Origin of the sequence: Legionella drozanskii LLAP-1 (assembly GCF_001467585.1) — a bacterium.
GTDB lineage: Bacteria > Pseudomonadota > Gammaproteobacteria > Legionellales > Legionellaceae > Tatlockia > Tatlockia drozanskii.
In genome coordinates this window covers 237,674-256,116 of record NZ_LNXY01000003.1, presented here as the reverse complement: position 1 = coordinate 256,116, position 18,443 = coordinate 237,674, and the positions used below count along the sequence as shown (strand labels likewise).

Genomic DNA, 18,443 nt, shown 5'->3' with positions numbered 1-18,443 from the left:
GCCTGAAATCAAGCATTTCAGTATAGATAACTGAAGGGATTATTGTGACAAATTTGTTACGAAGTTTTTTATAATTGTCATAAGCGTATTACATAGTATGGCTAATCTTAGCTTGTATCCACTAAAGGAGATTAACCATGTACCTAAGAAAACTTATTATGACAACAGTACTTGGCACGTTAGTGCTGGGAGCTTCGGTAGTATCAGCGAATTCATCGCCTAGCGATATTGTTAATAGCGCCCCAATAAAACAAATTCATCAGCAGCGCGGATTTATGGGTATATTAACCATAGAGCAGCGTGATGATTTAAAAGTAATTAAGAAAAATTTGCATGAGCAATTAGTTCCATTATTCAAAGAGAAAATGGCTCTTAAATTGCAATTAAAGGGCAAAATGGCTAGTCCGCAAACTCAGTGGGCTGATATTAGCAAACTAGTTGATCAACTTAATGAAAATAATGCAAAAATTACGAGCTTAGTAGTTCGTACTCAACTCTCAACCTTTCAAAAATTTGGTGTGTTACTTCCTTTGCAACCTCATCATTTCCATCATCATCATCATCATCATCATGGATTTAAAAGTTGGAGGTAATTTTAACCTTAGGCAGTTAAAACAATGTAACAACTATCCTTTCAGATGGTTGTTACATTGGCTGTTTACCAAAAAGATCTTAATACCAACCATTAGAGCCACAGCAACCACCATAATAGCTAGTGCTACAACAGGAAGTACAGGATGAGTAACCGCAATTAGAGAATCCACAGCCAGTTAAAGCTGCTGAGGCAACGAGCACTGCAATTATTAGTATTTTTTTCATGACGGCGTCCTTGCTTTTAGTTATTATCAATAATTATACACAAAGACCACAAAATAAACAAAAAAATAAATAAAAAATTTTTTAATCAGCTTCTAACGACTTATTCAACGCCTTTCTCTTTTGATATTTGAAAAATCTTAGTGACTAAAATAAAAACATTCTGTATCATATAGGTAACAAAAGTTTTAGCAGTTCTCATTAGTAAATGATGTATTAGCGAAAAATGTGGAGTAGTTGCAGAAAGCAAGGATAGGGCAGAGATGCTGACAGAAACTCGCAATTATTACGACGAGTTGTATCAAAGTCAATAAAGGAGGATCTGCAAAAATAGTTTTTCCGAAACTTGATACTACAACTTTAATGCTTCACTATGCATACTATAAAAAAGGATAGTCTAGATGAAAAATTCAATACACATTCTCGTAGTCGAAGATTCTAAGATAGCGCAAATGGTCATTGAAACAAATCTAACCCAATGTGGATGTATCGTCGATATTGCAGCGGATGCTCAAGGTGCTCTAGAAAAAGCACATGATCATCATTATGATGTGATTTTAATGGATATAAGTCTTGGAAGCGGGCCTGACGGATTTGATATCGCAGCGCAAATAAAAGCGCACAGTACTTTAAATAAACAAACGTCGATTGCCGCCGTGTCTTCCCATGCTGAACCCGAATACCGAGATAAAGCAAAAGCGGTGGGTATGGTAGGGTATTTTAATAAACCTTTTACGCAAAAACACGCTGAAAAAATCATTGGTTTTGTCAAAAATAATCAATTAGCTCACATCATAAATCACATGAGATAACTCATTATCTAATATTTATATGGAAATATTTTTTTATTTATTGAAAATTATAACTAAAGTTTTATACTCATAATTTCCAAATAAGAAAGGATTTGCAAAGAATGAAACATTCATTGATAGCTTTGGGAGTTTTGCTGAGTAGTTCCAGCTTTGCTGATTCGCTTTCTTACAAAGAAGTCCAACTCTGTACCAATGCTTACAATCATGTTTGGTTTTCATTTGAAACGCTAAAATCCAATCTAAAAGAGGATCCTGCTGAGCAGCTGCCACAACTTATCACCGAATTTACCAAAGCAGTGACTTCAGATATTCATTTTGAGGTTCAGAAGCTTCCAGTTCCCCCCGATTTTACAAGCACAATTTCTATCATAGTGGATGGTATTGCTGATTTAGCAAATACAGCAGCATTCGGTATTGAGAATTTTGGCGAACACCATATAACTTCTCCCTTTAGCGTAAAAAGACTTCCAAATACTGACCAGGGTCATGTTTATAGTATGACAACTCGAGATATGGAGTTTACTCGAGATGCCGTCGCTGAAGGGGGATGCACAGTGTATCTGTCGCAAAAGGATGTTATTTGCACCGTGCAAAAAGGAGAAACTGGGAGGAAAGCATTTTTAAGCAGTATCATTGATAATGTTGTGACCGCCTATACAATCCCTGCACCACAATGTGCCTTGTGGAATGCGGCGCCAATTACCCCTTATGTTTAGGGTCAATAAGAGGTAAATCTTTACGGATTTAGAAGTCGGATATTTCCTATTTCCTATAATAGTTGTATAATGTTCGGTTAATCTAATTGTAGGAGCGTGGTATGTCACTTTCAATTGTGCAACAAGCACTGACTTTTGATGATGTGTTGTTAGTCCCCGCCCACTCGACTGTCCTACCTAAAGAGGTTTCACTAAAAACCTATCTTACTCGTGAAATTGAATTAAACATCCCTTTGATCTCAGCTGCGATGGATACAGTGACCGAAGCGCGATTGGCAATTGCTATGGCACAAGAAGGAGGAATCGGGATTATTCATAAAAATATGAGTATTTCTGCTCAGTCCGATGAAGTAAGGAAGGTAAAGAAATTTGAAAGCGGAATGGTAAAAGATCCAATATCCGTTACCCCTTCCATGAATGTCAAAGAGTTATTGGCAGTCATGGCTAAACACAATTTTTCCGGGGTTCCAGTGGTTGACGGAGAACTTCTCGTAGGCATTGTGACTAGTCGAGATATTCGATTTGAAACTAATTTATCCTTACCTGTTTCTGCAGTAATGACCCCTAAAGAGCGTTTAGTGACTGTCAGAGAAGGGGCAAACCGAGAAGAGATCCGTAGTCTTCTTCATAAACATCGTATTGAAAAATTACTAGTGGTCAACGAGGAGTTTAACCTCCGAGGTTTGATCACAGTAAAGGATATCCAAAAAGCGAAAGAAAATCCCTTTGCTTGTAAAGACAGTGCAGAACAATTAAGAGTTGGTGCTGCGGTTGGTGTAGGTGAAGGTACTGATGAACGAGTCATCGCTTTGATTGAAGCTGGGGTAGATGTCATAGTGGTTGACACTGCTCATGGCCATTCACAAGGTGTGTTAAATCGAGTGAAATGGATAAAGCAAAACTTCCCTAATATTCAAGTGATAGGCGGTAATATTGCTACTGCTAAGGCTGCTTTAGATTTAGTTGAGGCAGGAGCAGATGCGGTGAAAGTAGGAATAGGTCCTGGTTCCATCTGTACAACCCGAATTGTTACTGGTGTTGGTGTTCCTCAAATTTCTGCGATTGCTAATGTGGCAAACGGTCTTAAAGGCAGAGTTCCTGTGATTGCTGATGGCGGCATTCGTTTTTCTGGTGATGTTTGTAAAGCTTTAGCTGCTGGTGCAAATACCGTGATGTTAGGCGGAATGTTTGCAGGAACAGAGGAATCTCCCGGTGAAATAGAGTTATACCAAGGTCGTACCTATAAAAGCTATCGCGGTATGGGGTCTATCGGTGCTATGTCACAAGCTCAAGGCTCCAGTGATCGCTATTTCCAGGATACCAGTCAAGGTACTGAAAAATTAGTCCCTGAAGGAATAGAAGGCCGGGTACCTTACAAAGGTCCGGTACAGACCATTATCCACCAGATGATGGGCGGACTTCGTTCTTGTATGGGCTATACCGGTTGTAATACCATTGCAGACCTTCATGCAAAGGCAGAGTTTGTTCAAGTTACTAATGCGGGGATGCGTGAATCGCATGTTCATGATGTAAGTATTACTAAACAAGCGCCTAATTATCAGGTTGATGAATAACATGAGAGATATTACTCAAAAACCTATTATTATTCTTGATTTCGGTTCCCAATATTCGCAGCTCATTGCTAGACGTGTTCGTGAAATGGGAGTGTATTGCGAAATACATCCTTATGATATCGAAGTGAGAAGCTTAAAAGCACTTGCTCCCTGCGGCATCATTTTGTCGGGAGGACCATCCACCGTAACCGAAGCCTCTAACCCACGCGCGGCAGAATGGTTATTTGAATCCGGATTGCCTATACTTGGAATCTGTTATGGCATGCAAACGATGGCAATGCAGCTTGGTGGCGAAGTACAATCTTCAACGCTACGCGAGTACGGCTACGCAGAATTACGCTTACATGGTCATAGTCAATTATTAGACAATATTGAAGATAGAACAACGCCTGAAGGTGAGGCTTTATTAGATGTATGGATGAGTCATGGTGATAAGGTAACCGTTCTTCCTCCTGATTTTAAAATCATTTGCGAAACACGCAATGCACCCATCGCAGGCATGGCTAATGAAGCTCGTCATTGGTATGGCTTGCAGTTTCATCCTGAAGTAACTCATACCTTACAAGGATTACGAATTCTAGAGCGTTTTGTCGTTGATATTTGTAAAGCGGAAACGACCTGGACTGCGGATAATATTATCGAACAGGCAATTACCACTATCCGAGAACAAGTGGGGAACCAACAGGTGCTTCTCGGCTTGTCCGGAGGCGTGGATTCTTCAGTCGTTGCTGCCTTATTACACCGAGCAATTGGAGATCAATTAGTTTGCGTCTTTGTGGACACAGGTTTATTGCGTTTAAACGAAGCCGAGCAAGTGATGGCTATGTTTGGTCAACACATGGGTATACGCATTATTGCTGTTAATGCAGAAGAAAAATTTTTAAACGCATTGGAAGGCGTTGATTGCCCAGAGAAAAAACGTAAAATCATAGGCCGAACGTTTATAGAGGTTTTTGACGAAGAAGCCCAGCACATTCCGAATGTGAAATGGTTAGCTCAAGGTACCATTTATCCTGATGTCATCGAGTCGGCAGCGACAAAAACGAATGGTGCAGCAGTAGTGATTAAATCCCATCATAATGTGGGTGGTTTACCTGAAACATTGAATTTAAAATTATTAGAACCGATTCGTGAACTGTTTAAGGATGAGGTTCGTAAGATTGGTTTGGAGCTGGGTTTACCTTATACCATGGTTTATCGTCATCCTTTTCCTGGCCCGGGTTTGGGTGTGCGTATTCTCGGCGAAATTAAAAAAGAATATGCAAATATTTTACGTCAAGCGGATGCTATTTTTATTGAAGAACTGCATAAAGCCGATTTATACCAAAAAGTCAGCCAAGCATTTGCAGTTTTCTTACCCGTAAAAAGTGTAGGTGTAATGGGTGATGGACGACGCTATGATTATGTGATTTGTCTGCGTGCCGTAGAAACAATTGACTTTATGACCGCTCATTGGGCTCACCTTCCATGGGATTTTCTTGCTCAAGTATCCAACCGTATTATCAATGAGGTGGCTAGTGTATCTCGGGTCACTTACGATATTTCAGGAAAACCGCCAGCAACTATTGAATGGGAATGAGTCATCAGTTTTGGATGAGGCAAGCTTTCGAGCTTGCCTTAAAAGCAAAGGAGCACGGCGAGGTCCCTGTCGGTGCTGTTCTTATTTCTCAAGACGAACAAATACTTGGATGCGGTTGGAATCAAGTATTGCAAACAAATGATCCCTGTGCCCATGCTGAACTTCTCGCGATTCGGGCTGCTGCGGCCAAACTTGATAATCATCGGTTAATTAATACCACGCTCTATGTGACTTTAGAACCCTGTTCCATGTGCGCAGGAGCGTTAATTCATGCACGTATTGAACGTCTAGTTTTTGCCACTCGAGATTTTAAAGCTGGAGCTGCAGGTTCTGTTTATAATTTGTTACGCGGCTATCCTTTGAATCATCAAGTGCAGATTGATGAAGGGATTATGCAGCAAGAATGTGCGGATTTATTGGGTGATTTTTTTAAAGCGAGAAGGAGTTAGCTGCTAGCTTGGACTTCCTTTCGTCTATTAACTATTAAGGCTTCTATGATTTAGAAGGAAGTGGTTTATTCTCCCCAGATCGGCTATTTATCAATTTAGCTTTTTGTTATTATCTACCTCTTTCATTGTTTAATTGGACTTATTATGAAAACTCTAACAAGAGAACAGATTATTGAAAAAATTTTAGAATATATTCACAAGGAAGTTGAGCCTAATAATCAAGATAAAAATAGAACTCTTCATCCAGATATTCTACAAGCCGTTGACGAAATTTCACAAGTTATTATAAAACCTAAAAATTTATCTTTTCATTCAGAGAACAATGAAGAAAGAATTATCGCCTATAAAGTTAAGCAATATGGTTTGCATGAATTAGAAACTGCCTTTGTGGATCGTCCCTCTCAGTTAGAAGAATCAGGAGAGGTTAGTTCTTATGGTTTTGCTTATAGGTAGCCCTTTTACTTGCAACCGGGATAATACTTTTGCTATCCAAGATATTCGAGCAAAAAAGTGAAGAAAATAAAAAATAGTCCCAGCATCAAATAAAATAAAAACTGATCCTGAATAAGCCGTTGCTCTTTTGCTTTTGGACGCAGCATCCTAAAGGCGATAAAAAGAAAGACGGCGCCAATGATTATGCAAAAAATTTGTACTAATAAAAATATGGACATTCCAAATTCCTCAATGAGAGCTGTTTTCCAAAACTGCCCTGATAATTGTTTTCTACACTTCTTTCCTCATCCTCCAGCTTGAGGGAAGATCCAGAAGAACTCTCTAAGTTCTGAATCTTCCGTCAGGCCGAAAGATGACTATATTTCAACCAAATAAGGGTAGATCTTAACTTAATGGCAGTGAAGGCTTGACCATGAGGTCATTCACTCCATCCCTGCGAATCAATCCAATCTCGTCAACTCTGTAATCAACGCTTGTTTAAGGTTCTCTTTGTCCTCTTGACTCAAAGCTTGTCCCTCTAAAGTTGAAATAAAAAACATATCTTCCGCACGCTCGCCCGCAGTGGCAATTTTTGCATTATGAAGATGAATATTTTGATTCAGAAAAACACGGCTAATACTAGCCAATAGACCTGGTCTGTCAGGGGTTACAAGAAATAATCGGCTAATTTGATCATCCTCTTCACTAAAAGTAATTTGCGGTTTCAATTTAAAATGGGCCTGGGTACGCGACAATCTACGTAGAGTAATAGCGGGTATTTGCGCTGTCTCGGCTAATTGTTTTTCGAGCGCATGTTGGATATTCGCAGTACGCTGCTCATCAAAAAAAACTTGCTGCTGCTCGTCCAGAATGATGTAACTATCTAAATCATAATTATTATCGCAGGTGAGAATGGCTGCTTCTTGGATAGTTGCATAATGATTGCTGAGGACGGTTGTAGTGATAATAAAGCGCTCATCCCGATGCGGCATATAAATAAACACTTCAATCCCACCTCCACTGTGGTGGGGCATGATCAAAACCAAAGGATAGTTTTTACAGTTAATAATTGCTTTAGTATGCCTAGCTATCACTTCAGCTGGCTGATGAATAAAATACTTTTCCTTAAAATTTGTCCATAAACTTTGAATGGTTGGGCTAGAAAGACCCTCGCTAACCAATATATCGAGTGCCTGTTGTTGCCGGGAATGAAGCAACTCAGTCTCATTAAGGGATATTTTCTCTTGTTGCATCCATTGGTGAGCTGCGCGATATAATTCTTTTAACAAAGAATCTTTCCAAGCATTCCAAAGGGTATGATTGGTTGCACAAATATCTCCAACAGTCAGTAAATAAAGATACTCAAGATAATCCGCTTGTGGCAACTGGCTACAAAATTGTTGTACTGTTTTAGGATCATAAATATCTTGTCGTTGAGCGGTTTGCGACATGAGTAAATGGTTGCGCACAAGCCATATTAATAATTTCGACTCATCCTCACTAAGCTTATGACGCAACGCAAATTGTCGCGCTTCTTCTGCACCTAACTCCGAGTGATCGCCTCCACGCCCTTTGGCGATATCATGAAAGAGAGCTGCTAAATATAAAATGGCAGGATTCTCGATTTTTGGCATTAATTTAGCAGCTAAAGAAAATTGTTTTGCATACTTTGGTTTTAAAAAACGAGCCAGATTGCGAATAACAAATAGAGTGTGCTGATCAACAGTATAGACATGAAATAGATCATATTGCATTTGCCCTGTTACGGTTGCAAAACAATCCAAATAATGGCCTAAAACACCATAGCGATTCATATGATGTAGAGCATCATAGGGATCTTTTTCTTTAAAAATGGCAAGAAAAGTTTGAGTAGCAAATTTTGCGACGCGAAAGCGACGGTCAATTAAATAAAGATGTGTGCGGATCAAGCGAATGGTGCTGGCGCGCACTCCTTTAATGCTCGGCATTTTGGCAATCCAGAGAAAGATTTCCAGCAGAGCCTGTGGTTTATAAGCAAAAACTCTAGTGTTTTTTACCTCAATATAGTTATTTGATAACTGAAAATAACTGTCGAGTGGAGTCAGGCGTTGTTTTTGATGATGGACAATGGCTTCGCCAAACCACTGTAAGAGCATTTCGTTCAATTCTCGACTGCGTTTAATCATTTTGAAATAGGCTTTCATAAATTGTTCTATCGCTAGAGAATGTTCATTATCAAGGAAACCGAAAAGTGCAGCTAATTTAACTTGGTAGTCAAAAAGTAAACGTTCTTCCTGTTTTTCAGCTAACAAATGTAAAGCGAAGCGGACTCGCCACAGAAAATGTTGGCAAGCGATTAGCTCTTCATATTCTTTATCGCTAATAAAACCACAATTAATGCCATCGGCTAATTTTTTAATACCAAAATGGCGTTTACCAATTGATAATAAAATTTGTAAATCGCGCAGTCCACCTGGACCATTTTTTACATTGGGCTCTAAATTGTAGGCTGTTTCTCCGTATTTCGAGTAGCGTAGCAATTGTTCTTGCTGTTTAGCAAAAAAATAATCATGGCTGGACCACATATGTAGCGGGTGAGTCTGATAAATTAATTCTTCCATTAACGTACCGCGGCCACAGATTAGGTGCATATCTAGAATGCTAGAAATGACGCTTAAATCCGTCGAAGCTAGTTCGGCACAGGCATTCACTGTGGTAATTTGATGACTCACTTCTAAGCCGGTATCCCAGCAGTCTTGAATGAAAGATTGAGCGTGTTGTAGCTGTGTTTTTGAGATGCTATCAGTATGGAGTAGCAATAAATCAACATCGGAATACAGTTGCAATTCGCGCCGCCCATAGCTACCTAATGCAAGTAGACAAAACTTATTGCCCTTATGTAAATGATTTTTATGAAAGAGATTCGTGAGGATTTCGTCAATAAAGTTGACTAATTTACTGGTCAGAGGACCGATATTCGGTTTTTGTTTAAACTCTTCGCACAGCTCATCCTTGAACTGATGAATGGATAGTTTGAGATTGAGATTATCGTTCTTCATTACGTAAAGTCAGTATTTCTACTCCGTCGTCAGTGACCAAAAGAGTATGCTCCCACTGTGCGGATAGACTGTGATCTTTGGTAACTACCGTCCATTTGTCGGGTAGCAGTCGAGTGTGATGCTTCCCTATATTGACCATAGGCTCAATTGTAAAAGTCATGCCTGAGCGTAAAACCTCTCCGGTACCAGGAGTACCATAATGAAGCACTTGAGGATCTTCATGGAAAATACGTCCGATGCCATGGCCACAATATTCGCGAACAACTGAACAGCGATTTTTTTCTGCATGGGTTTGGATTGCATGACCAATATCACCTAAACGGATACCGGGTTTTACCATTTCAATGCCAATAAAGAGACATTCATGAGCAACATTGACAACATGCTTGGCTTTTATGGCAGGTTCGCCAATAAAAAACATTTTACTGGTATCACCATGGTAGCCATCTTTAATCACAGTAATATCAATGTTAATAATGTCGCCGTCTTTTAGTGCTTTTTTGCCTGGAATACCATGACAAACTACGTGGTTTATAGAGGTGCAGATCGATTTTGGAAAACCATTGTAGTTTAAGGGAGCAGGAATAGCCTGTTGTTCATTGACGATATAGTCATGACAGATGTTATTCAATTCATCAGTTGTTACACCTTCGCGTACGTAGGGGCCAATCATTTCTAATACTTCACCTGCTAGCCTTCCGGCTACACGCATTTTTTCAATTTCATCCGGGGTCTTAATGGTCACTGACATGATTTGGGAATCCACAAAATAAAAAATACTAGCATAAGTGATTATAGCGATAAAAATTAGATCCTGTCCCGAATTTGTTTTGATTTGAATCGATTAATTGCAGCAAAAAGTAATGGATTAATAATAATAGAAATGATAGCTGCAGCAAGTATCAGATCTTTCGCTTGTTCAGAAAGCATATCTAGCTTATAACCGAGTTGTGCGAGAATGAATGAAAATTCTCCAATTTGTGCGAGACTTACCGAGATAGTGAGTGCCGTATATAAAGGGTAACGAAACAAGCGGACGATAATAAAAGCGACGATTGATTTGCCAAGAACAATAATCAATACACTGATGAGGACCAACAAGGGTTGAGAAATCAAAATTTCTGGTCGTAAAAGCATGCCAACCGAAATAAAAAACAGTACTGCGAAGGCATCTCGCAAAGGTAAGGTTTCCTCAGCGGCGCGATGGCTTAATTTTGATTCACTTAAAAACATACCAGCAAAAAATGCCCCCAATGCAAGAGAAACACCGAATAAATTCGCGGCAATAAATGCAACAACGAGAGCAATAGAAAGCACCGCGAGCCGAAATAACTCATTGGATCCATTTTTAGCCACAGCAGCAAGAATGCGCGGAAGATAACGTCGTCCAAATAGCAACATGATAGTAAAGAAAGCAATAGCTTTAAGTGTCGTTATGCCTACTAGAAAAAAGGGGTTTGAAGTTAGGGTAGATGGTTGTTCTGTAGTCGAAGTCGTCATTGCAGCGAGAGAAGGAAGAAAAATAAGGATAACGATAATGGCGAGATCCTCAACAATTAACCAACCAACAGCGATTCGGCCGTTTTTCGTTTTAAGTAAGCTCCATTCTTCTAAGGCACGTATTAATACGACAGTACTCGCTACAGAGAGAGACAAGCCAAATACGATTCCTGTATTGATGGGCCAGCCTATACAATAGGCGAAAGTGAAGCCTAATAAGGTCGCAATGACCATTTGGACAATGGCACCAGGAATGGCGATTTTTTTAACAGATTTTAAATCGGAAAGTGAAAAATGAAGACCAACGCCAAACATTAATAAGATAACGCCAATTTCAGCGAGTTCCGCAGTAAGATTATGGTCAGCAATATAACCTGGTGTTGAAGGACCAATGAGAACACCTGCGAAAATATAGCCAACAATAGGGGAAATTCGTAAGCGATGAGCTAGATAGCCAAAAATAAAAGCTAATCCAAACCCAATCACCAAGATAGTGATGAGCGGAGTGTAATGCGTCATACTCCTCCTAAGCATTTGCTCTTAAATCCGTTCGGGCTGTGGGCAGCAAAGCCGTCTCGAAGCCTTGCTAACCTTGATGTGAACTTCGAGACCGCATAAACGCCTCCTTAGTCCGAACGGATGGTTATACGCGCTCAATCCCACCGCGTAAATTATCGTATTTTGAAGGGATTATAGACGTAGAATTAAGGTTTTGCTGAAAAAGAATCCGCGAAATCCGTATTTATAAGCTTTTGAGAATTAATGTCATTGATGATTGAAGCCTATTATGGTATAAATAACGCGCTTTAAATACACACACGTTTCGTCACATACGGCTGGGTCCCATGAGGGTGCTGTATGGGAGACGTGGAGGCCTAACCCTGGAGAAATAAAATGAACGTTAGTATGCGTGAACTGCTTGAAGCGGGTGCTCATTTTGGACATAGAACCCGTTTTTGGAACCCTAAAATGGCTGAATATATTTTTGGGGCGAGAAACAAAATTCATATTATCAACTTAGAAAAAACAATGCCTATGCTGAGTGATGTCGTTAATTACGTCGGTCGGTTAGCTTCTAATAAGGCAAAAATCCTATTCGTTGGTACAAAGAGAGCGGCTCAAGACAGTATTCGTGAGCACGCTAAGCGCTGCGGTATGCCTTATGTCGATCACCGTTGGTTAGGTGGTATGTTGACCAACTACAAAACAGTACGTCAATCAATTTTCCGTTTAAAAGAATTGAAAGAAATGCGCGAAAAAGGTGCATTTAATTCCATGATTAAGAAAGAAGCGTTAATGCTTACTCGAGAGCTTGAAAAATTAGAGCGCGGATTAGGCGGTATTGAGGACATGGGTGGTTTACCAGATGCTCTGTTTGTTGTCGATGTTGGCTTTGAGCATATTGCTGTCGAAGAAGCTCGTCGATTAAAAATCCCTGTTATTGGTATTGTAGATACTAATAACAGCCCCGATGACATTGATTATGTTATTCCGGGTAATGATGATTCAATGCGCGCTGTCGATATTTATGTACGTTGCATAGCAGACGCTATACTTGATGCTAAGCGTGGAAACACTGTAGGTGGTGTTGCTTCTGATGCTGAATTTGTAGAAGTTGCGGCTGATAAAGAGTCAGAAAAAACTGGGGAATAATATTTTTAAGGGGTAGGCATCATTGCAGTTTGCTAATGGACCTACCCTTTTTGCTATGTGGAGGATTCAATTATGTCAATAAGTGCTTCGTTAGTTATGCAACTTAGGGAACGTACTGGCGCTGGTATGATGGAATGCAAAAAATTCTTAATTGCTACGAATGGTGATATTGAGCAAGCGATTTTAGAAATGCGTAAAGCAGGGCAAGCTAAAGCTGATAAGAAAGCTGATCGCGTTGCTGCTGAAGGTGTTGTGGTAATCGCTCGTTCTGCAGATGGTCGTTTTGCCGTAATGCTTGAAATCAATAGCGAAACTGATTTCGTCGCACGTGATGAGAATTTCACAGAATTCGCTGGCAAAGCCGTTGAAACAGCACTGCAAAGTTCTGTGGCAGATGTTAATGCATTAGCAAAAGAAATCTTAGTAGGTACCAACATTACCGTTGAGCAAGCAAGACAAGAGTTGATTGCTAAAATCGGTGAGAATATTAAGCTACGTCGTATGGTTCGTATGAGTTGCGATGGTGTCGTTGGTTCTTATTTGCATGGTGCACGAATCGGTGTAATGGTTGCGTTAAAAAATGGTGATGAAGCCTTAGCTAAGGACATTGCAATGCATATCGCTGCTACCCGTCCTATGGTCATTAATAATGATCAGGTTCCAGCTGAAGCTATTGAAAATGAGCGTGATATTTTTACTGCTCAAGCTCGTGAAAGCGGCAAACCTCAAGAAATTATTGATAAAATGATTGAGGGTCGTATTAATAAGTTCCTCGATGAAGTTAGCTTGATGGGACAGCCATTTGTTAAAGATCCTAATAAGAAAGTTAGCCAATTATTAAAAGAGAAAAATGCTGAAGTTATTTCTTTCATTCGCTTTGAAGTGGGTGAAGGTATTGAGAAAAAAGAAGATAACTTCGTAGAAGAAGTGATGGCTCAGGTTCGTGATCAATAATGGACGATAATCATCCAAAGCTAAAATACAAACGCATTTTATTAAAATGCAGTGGTGAGGCATTGATGGGTAAATCTCAATTTGGGATTGACCCATCAGTTCTCGATCGCATCGCCAAAGATGTTGCAGAACTTATTCATATGGGCGTAGAGGTCGGTTTAGTCATTGGTGGTGGAAATTTATTCCGCGGAAAAGCCTTATCTGAAGCCGGTCTTGGCAGAGTAACTGGCGATCATATGGGTATGTTGGCTACGGTAATGAATGCCTTAGCTATGCGCGATGCCTTAGAGCGAATTGATTTACCAGCCCGTATCATGTCTGCGATTCCTATTTTGGGAATTGTTGATCCTTATCATCGACGTAAAGCAATGACTCACTTACGTCAGAGACATGTTGTTATTTTTGCTGCGGGTACGGGTAACCCATTCTTTACTACCGATACTGCAGCCTGTTTACGTGCTATTGAAGTGGGTGCAGATGTGGTTTTAAAAGCCACCAAAGTGGATGGTATTTATTCAGATGATCCGGTCAAGAATTTGAACGCGACTCGTTATGATTTTTTAACTTATCAGCAGGTACTGCGAGATGGGTTGCAAGTAATGGATGCTACGGCTATCTGCTTATGTCAGGACCAGGGCATGCCTTTACAAGTATTTGACCTAGCTGCACCAAAAGCCCTAAAGAAAATTGTCTTAGGTGAAAGGGTTGGAACCATAGTAGGAGCAAACCATGATCAATGATATTAAGCAAGATGCTGAAAAGCGAATGAAAAAGGCAGTTGAAAGTTTACGTAATGATTTAACGAAAGTCCGCACAGGGCGAGCAAACGTCGGTCTTTTGGATCATGTTATCGTAGATTATTACGGTACCCCAACGCCAATTAACCAGGTCGCTAATATCAGCAGCAGTGATGCCCGGACTCTATTAGTTACGCCCTGGGAAAAATCGATGGCGGCTGCTATTGAGAAAGCCATTTTGACTTCTGATCTGGGTTTAAATCCTGCAACCACAGGTAACGCAATTCGAGTTCCAATGCCGCCTTTAACTGAAGAACGCCGAAAAGAGTTAATTAAGGTAGTTCGAGGCGAAGGTGAGCAGTCTCGTGTTGCTATTCGCAATATACGCCGCGATGCGAACTCTCATTTAAAAGATTTGGTTAAAGATAAATCTATTTCTGAAGATGATGAACGCCGCGCGGGTGAAGTGATTCAGAAAATTACTGATAAATACATCGCAGATGTAGATGTTGCGCTTCAAGAGAAAGAAAAAGATTTAATGGAAATTTGATTAGAATTTCATCCAAAAACGCATCGCTAAGATGCGTTTTTTTTATTAACCAATTTTAGCGACATGTCCCCATTTATTATTCCAAGTGAGCTGTTTCAATTGCTTGTTTTTTTTAAGTACTTCTAAAAAAGGAGTAATTGATGCGCTATTTTGTGCAAGAATAATCATATTGGGAGAGTCTAAAACTGGTAAGGCAAGGGTGGAGAGTCCAAACTGTTGTTGGATGAGTTGGAAAATGGGCCATTGTTCATGTCGATTGGCTAGATTTACTGCAAGAATACCATCCGGTTTTAAGAGACGTTTGCATTGAGCAAAAAAAGCTTCGTTATTGCAATCAGCAGGGAAGGCATTAGCATCAAATAAATCAACTAAAAGATGCTGAAATTGCTGGGTACATTGTTGGACAAAGGAATTTGCATCTTGATGAACAATACTAAGATTATCTAACTGATTAATCATAAAAAAACGGGAGGAGATGTCTATTACCTCATCATTAGTTTCCACAATAAGCAGTTTTTCTGGACTCAGCAAGGGCGAAAGTGCATGTGCCGCACCGCCTCCTCCAAGACCGAGCATGCAGCAATTAGCTGGTTGTAAACGTACCGCAAAAATCAGAGTCTTGATATAACTTAGTCCCGGCCTATGAGGGAAATAACGATTGATTAAGGTTTGTATGGCCCTACTTTCAAATTGCAGCCATCGGAATAGAGGATTTTGGAAAACGCGTATTCCGGTTGGTGATTGGTAAATACAGTGTCTAGCAAAGGTTTTCCACATAAGTTAGCCGTTGATTTCGCGTTGAAAGGGATAAATAGCACCTAGCTCAAGCAATTTACTGAGCTCATCTAATGCCGCTAAGCATTCATCAATCAAATTAGGATCAGCCAGATCATTGGTGTCTAATTGGCTACGATAGTGACGCATGACCCAATTTTCTAAGTGCTCCAATAAAGTATCCGTCACCAAAATGCCTTGATGCATTGCTAATAATTCATCTTCAGTTAAAGCTATTCTTAACCGAAGACAGGCAGGGCCGCCGCCATTTCGCATACTTTGTTTGAGATCAAGATAGTGCGCATTGACAATCGGATTGCTCTGATCAGCAATGATTTCGTCAAGCAAATGTTCGACTCTAGGATTAGCTCGACACTCCATCGGTGCAATAAATGCCATTTTGTGTGGTTCGTTTGGCAGGCTAATGAGCTGAGAGTTAAACAGATAAGTGGCGACTGCTTCTTTCAGAGTAATATCTTGACTATTAACGGTAATCACTTGCACAGCAAAATCGGCTTTGAGCTGGATTTCTTTTAGCACTTCTGCCTGCAGAACGAGGGCATCCTCATGAATGAATAAAACAGATTCATTGGCAACAGCAATGACATCATTATGAAAAACACCTAGATCGATTGCTTTTGGGTTTTGGCGCGCAAAAACAACCTTATCTGGGTTTAATCGATGAGCACGAACGATTGCTTGTGAAGCCTCAAGGGTTTGGCGAGCAGGATATTTAAATGGGCCTTCAATTGACGAGGTTTTTAAGGTTTCTTTGCCATAAACAAATAAATGAATTCCAGGTCTATTGTGAGAACGGCATAAACGACTATGATTGGCAGCCCCTTCATCACTGGTTGTAAAACTTCTTGGGAGGGGCTGATGATGGCAAAAAAAGGACTCGTTGCTGAATAGGTTTTTCAGCAAGCTTTGGGAGAAATCAGCCTCTTGATGACGATGTAAGTTGGAAATAAGATTCGCCGCCGTAAAATGAATCCGATGATCTGCGGTATCAAGACTCGGAGAAACGGTGGCCGCATTGGCCGTCCACATCGCAGAAGCTGAATAGCAAGCTGCTAGAAGTTCAGGAGCTGTACGATGCGCTTTTTCAATCTGTTGAGCTGGACTACCTCTAAAACCGAGTTGATGGAGTAGCTCTAAGTTAGGGCGCTGTTGAGGAGGTAATAAACCTTGTTTTAATCCCATACGGTGTAATAAACGCATTTTAGCAATGCCTTGCAAAGCGGCTGCTTTTGGATTTGAAGAGCAGAGCGCATTCGACGTAGAGGCTATATTGCCTGCGGACAAGCCAGCATAATTATGATTAGGGCCGACTAGACCATCTAAATTTAACTCATAAACCGCCATCATTATTCCAAGTGAATGCCAGGCAATAATTCTTCTGGCGTCGATAATTGAGGTTGTTCCAAGCTGGCAATAGGATAAGAGCAATAATCCGTCGCAAAATAGGCACTAGGACGGTGGTTACCGCTACAACCAACCCCACCAAAAGGTAGATTAGAGACTGCTCCTGTTGTCGGCCGGTTCCAATTAATTAAGCCCGCGCGAATATGTTTATAGAATTGTTGATAGCGTTCAGGGCTATCAGATAATAAACCGGCAGATAATCCATAGCGTGTTTGATTAGCTAGTGCGATGGCTTCATCAAAATCATCATAGCGATAGATCTGCACAAATGGACCAAAGATTTCTTCATCAGGGGCCCTAGATACTTCGGTCATGTCGATAATCCCTGGGCTAAGTAAGCCAGTATTTTCTGCCAATAATGACATAGCTAACAGCGATTTACCTCCAAGATGAATAAGCTCCTGTTGGGTATGCAGATGTGCTTGTGCATGTTCATAGTTGATTACTGGCCCCATAAACGGTTCTGGTTGGTCATTAAATTTGCCAACGCGAAGTGATTGGCAATTTTTAATAAATTGTTTTAAAAAACGTTCCCCATTGAGATTGTTGGGAACGAAAAGCCGTCTGGCACAGGTGCAACGTTGTCCTGCGGTAATCATGGAAGAGAGTATGCTGTGATAAACGGCAGCATTCACATTTTTGATTTCATCAATAATGAGTGGATTATTTCCCCCCATTTCAAGTGCGAGGATCACTTCGGGTTTATCACTAAAATGCTGATGAATTTGTTTTCCCGTTTTATAACTTCCCGTGAAATAAACGGCTTGCAGATCGGAGGACAAGAGAGCTTTTCCGCTGTCTCCATTGCCTTGGACACAATTGAGAACCCCTTTGGGCAGGCCACTTTCATGCCAGCATTGCATAATAAATTGCGCGACTGCAGGAGCAAGTTCACTGGGTTTATAGACCACTGTGTTGCCGGCTAAGAGAGCGGGGACAATGTGTCCATTACTTAGATGGGCAGGAAAATTAAAGGCGCCAAGTACTGCTGCAACGCCATGAGGCTTATAACGTAAGCAAGCGTTGACTTCTTGAAGTGTAGCTTGCTTTTCAGCATTTCGGTCTTGATAGGCTTGGACTGATAAATTCACTTTACTAACAACTGCACTCACTTCGGTTTGCGCTTCCCATAAAGGTTTACCAGTTTCTAGAGCAATGAGAAAGGCAAGCTCTTGGCGCCTAGCTTCGACTTCTTGTGCAAAATGGTGTAAGTATTGAGCCCGGGTTTCGAGATTGAGTGAAGACCAGTAAGGAAGGGCTAAATGGGCAGCATCGCAGGCTAAAGCCACTTCTTCGTTGGTTGCATTGCGGCCTCGCCAAAGAATCGACCCATCCGCGGGATTTTTAGAAATAAAATTTTCACCTTGACCATTAATCCAGTGTCCATCGATATAATGATCTGCTGTCTTGCCTGGTTGTGGAGGATTAATCATG

At 40.6% G+C, this 18,443-nt stretch carries 18 protein-coding genes; 11 read left to right on the top strand and 7 right to left on the bottom strand.

Going from position 1 to position 18,443, the window contains the following annotated elements; genetic code table 11:
• Positions 1–137 precede the first annotated feature (137 nt).
• The gene (locus Ldro_RS02230; protein WP_058494797.1) at positions 138–593 is read left to right on the top strand and encodes a hypothetical protein; all 456 of its coding nucleotides are present in this window, start codon (positions 138–140) and stop codon (positions 591–593) included.
• A gap of 79 nt (positions 594–672) precedes the next feature.
• On the opposite strand, the gene Ldro_RS16530 is transcribed toward Ldro_RS02230, so the two are convergent.
• Entirely contained in the window at positions 673–819 is a 147-nt protein-coding gene (locus Ldro_RS16530; RefSeq protein ID WP_164480606.1) for a hypothetical protein, read from the bottom strand.
• A 398-nt stretch (positions 820–1,217) separates the two neighbouring features.
• Between Ldro_RS16530 and Ldro_RS02225 the strand changes: the two genes are divergently transcribed.
• From Ldro_RS02225 to Ldro_RS02200, 6 genes are all read left to right on the top strand, one after another.
• Positions 1,218–1,628, top strand: a complete 411-nt coding sequence (locus tag Ldro_RS02225; RefSeq protein WP_058494796.1) for a response regulator — start codon at positions 1,218–1,220, stop codon at positions 1,626–1,628.
• 101 nt (positions 1,629–1,729) lie between these two features.
• Complete coding sequence (locus Ldro_RS02220) at positions 1,730–2,344, top strand: hypothetical protein (RefSeq protein WP_058494795.1); 615 nt, start codon at positions 1,730–1,732, stop codon at positions 2,342–2,344.
• A gap of 101 nt (positions 2,345–2,445) precedes the next feature.
• Positions 2,446–3,918, top strand: a complete 1,473-nt coding sequence (gene guaB, locus Ldro_RS02215) for an IMP dehydrogenase (RefSeq protein WP_058494794.1) — start codon at positions 2,446–2,448, stop codon at positions 3,916–3,918.
• A 1-nt stretch (position 3,919) separates the two neighbouring features.
• Entirely contained in the window at positions 3,920–5,497 is a 1,578-nt protein-coding gene (gene guaA / locus Ldro_RS02210) for a glutamine-hydrolyzing GMP synthase (protein WP_058494793.1), read from the top strand.
• Entirely contained in the window at positions 5,494–5,946 is a 453-nt protein-coding gene (gene tadA, locus Ldro_RS02205; RefSeq protein WP_058494792.1) for a tRNA adenosine(34) deaminase TadA, read from the top strand. Before guaA ends, tadA begins: the two co-directional genes overlap by 4 nt.
• A gap of 144 nt (positions 5,947–6,090) precedes the next feature.
• Positions 6,091–6,399 (top strand): hypothetical protein, encoded by a 309-nt coding sequence (locus Ldro_RS02200; protein WP_058494791.1) that lies wholly within the window; start codon positions 6,091–6,093, stop codon positions 6,397–6,399.
• A 440-nt stretch (positions 6,400–6,839) separates the two neighbouring features.
• On the opposite strand, the gene glnD is transcribed toward Ldro_RS02200, so the two are convergent.
• The 3 genes from glnD to Ldro_RS02180 are packed head-to-tail and all read right to left on the bottom strand — an operon-like array spanning position 6,840 to position 11,435.
• Positions 6,840–9,416, bottom strand: coding sequence for a [protein-PII] uridylyltransferase (glnD, locus tag Ldro_RS02190; protein ID WP_058494789.1), 2,577 nt, complete (start codon positions 9,414–9,416; stop codon positions 6,840–6,842).
• The gene (gene map / locus Ldro_RS02185) at positions 9,403–10,167 is read right to left on the bottom strand and encodes a type I methionyl aminopeptidase (protein ID WP_058494788.1); all 765 of its coding nucleotides are present in this window, start codon (positions 10,165–10,167) and stop codon (positions 9,403–9,405) included. The genes glnD and map overlap by 14 nt, the downstream gene beginning before the upstream one ends.
• Before the next feature lie 56 nt (positions 10,168–10,223).
• The gene (locus tag Ldro_RS02180) at positions 10,224–11,435 is read right to left on the bottom strand and encodes a cation:proton antiporter domain-containing protein (RefSeq protein ID WP_058494787.1); all 1,212 of its coding nucleotides are present in this window, start codon (positions 11,433–11,435) and stop codon (positions 10,224–10,226) included.
• 375 nt (positions 11,436–11,810) lie between these two features.
• Here Ldro_RS02180 and rpsB point away from each other — a divergent pair, with 375 nt between their 5' ends.
• The 4 genes from rpsB to frr all read left to right on the top strand — a co-directional run bounded on the left by rpsB (position 11,811) and on the right by frr (position 14,810).
• Complete coding sequence (gene rpsB, locus Ldro_RS02175) at positions 11,811–12,569, top strand: 30S ribosomal protein S2 (RefSeq protein WP_058494786.1); 759 nt, start codon at positions 11,811–11,813, stop codon at positions 12,567–12,569.
• A 69-nt stretch (positions 12,570–12,638) separates the two neighbouring features.
• On the top strand, positions 12,639–13,523 hold the full coding sequence (gene tsf / locus Ldro_RS02170) for a translation elongation factor Ts (RefSeq protein ID WP_131764279.1): 885 nt from the start codon (positions 12,639–12,641) through the stop codon (positions 13,521–13,523).
• A complete protein-coding gene (gene pyrH / locus Ldro_RS02165; protein WP_420795401.1) occupies positions 13,523–14,263 on the top strand; it encodes a UMP kinase in 741 nt (246 codons plus the stop codon). The genes tsf and pyrH overlap by 1 nt, the downstream gene beginning before the upstream one ends.
• Positions 14,253–14,810, top strand: coding sequence for a ribosome recycling factor (gene frr / locus Ldro_RS02160; protein ID WP_058494783.1), 558 nt, complete (start codon positions 14,253–14,255; stop codon positions 14,808–14,810). Before pyrH ends, frr begins: the two co-directional genes overlap by 11 nt.
• A 45-nt stretch (positions 14,811–14,855) precedes the next feature.
• On the opposite strand, the gene Ldro_RS02155 is transcribed toward frr, so the two are convergent.
• From Ldro_RS02155 to astD, 3 genes are read right to left on the bottom strand one after another with little or no spacing between them, the layout of a single operon-like run.
• Entirely contained in the window at positions 14,856–15,587 is a 732-nt protein-coding gene (locus Ldro_RS02155; RefSeq protein ID WP_058494782.1) for a spermidine synthase, read from the bottom strand.
• Positions 15,588–15,590: 3 nt separating this feature from the next.
• Positions 15,591–16,949, bottom strand: coding sequence for an N-succinylarginine dihydrolase (gene astB, locus Ldro_RS02150; protein WP_058494781.1), 1,359 nt, complete (start codon positions 16,947–16,949; stop codon positions 15,591–15,593).
• Positions 16,950–16,951: 2 nt separating this feature from the next.
• On the bottom strand, positions 16,952–18,442 hold the full coding sequence (gene astD / locus Ldro_RS02145) for a succinylglutamate-semialdehyde dehydrogenase (RefSeq protein WP_058494780.1): 1,491 nt from the start codon (positions 18,440–18,442) through the stop codon (positions 16,952–16,954).
• Position 18,443 lies beyond the last annotated feature (1 nt).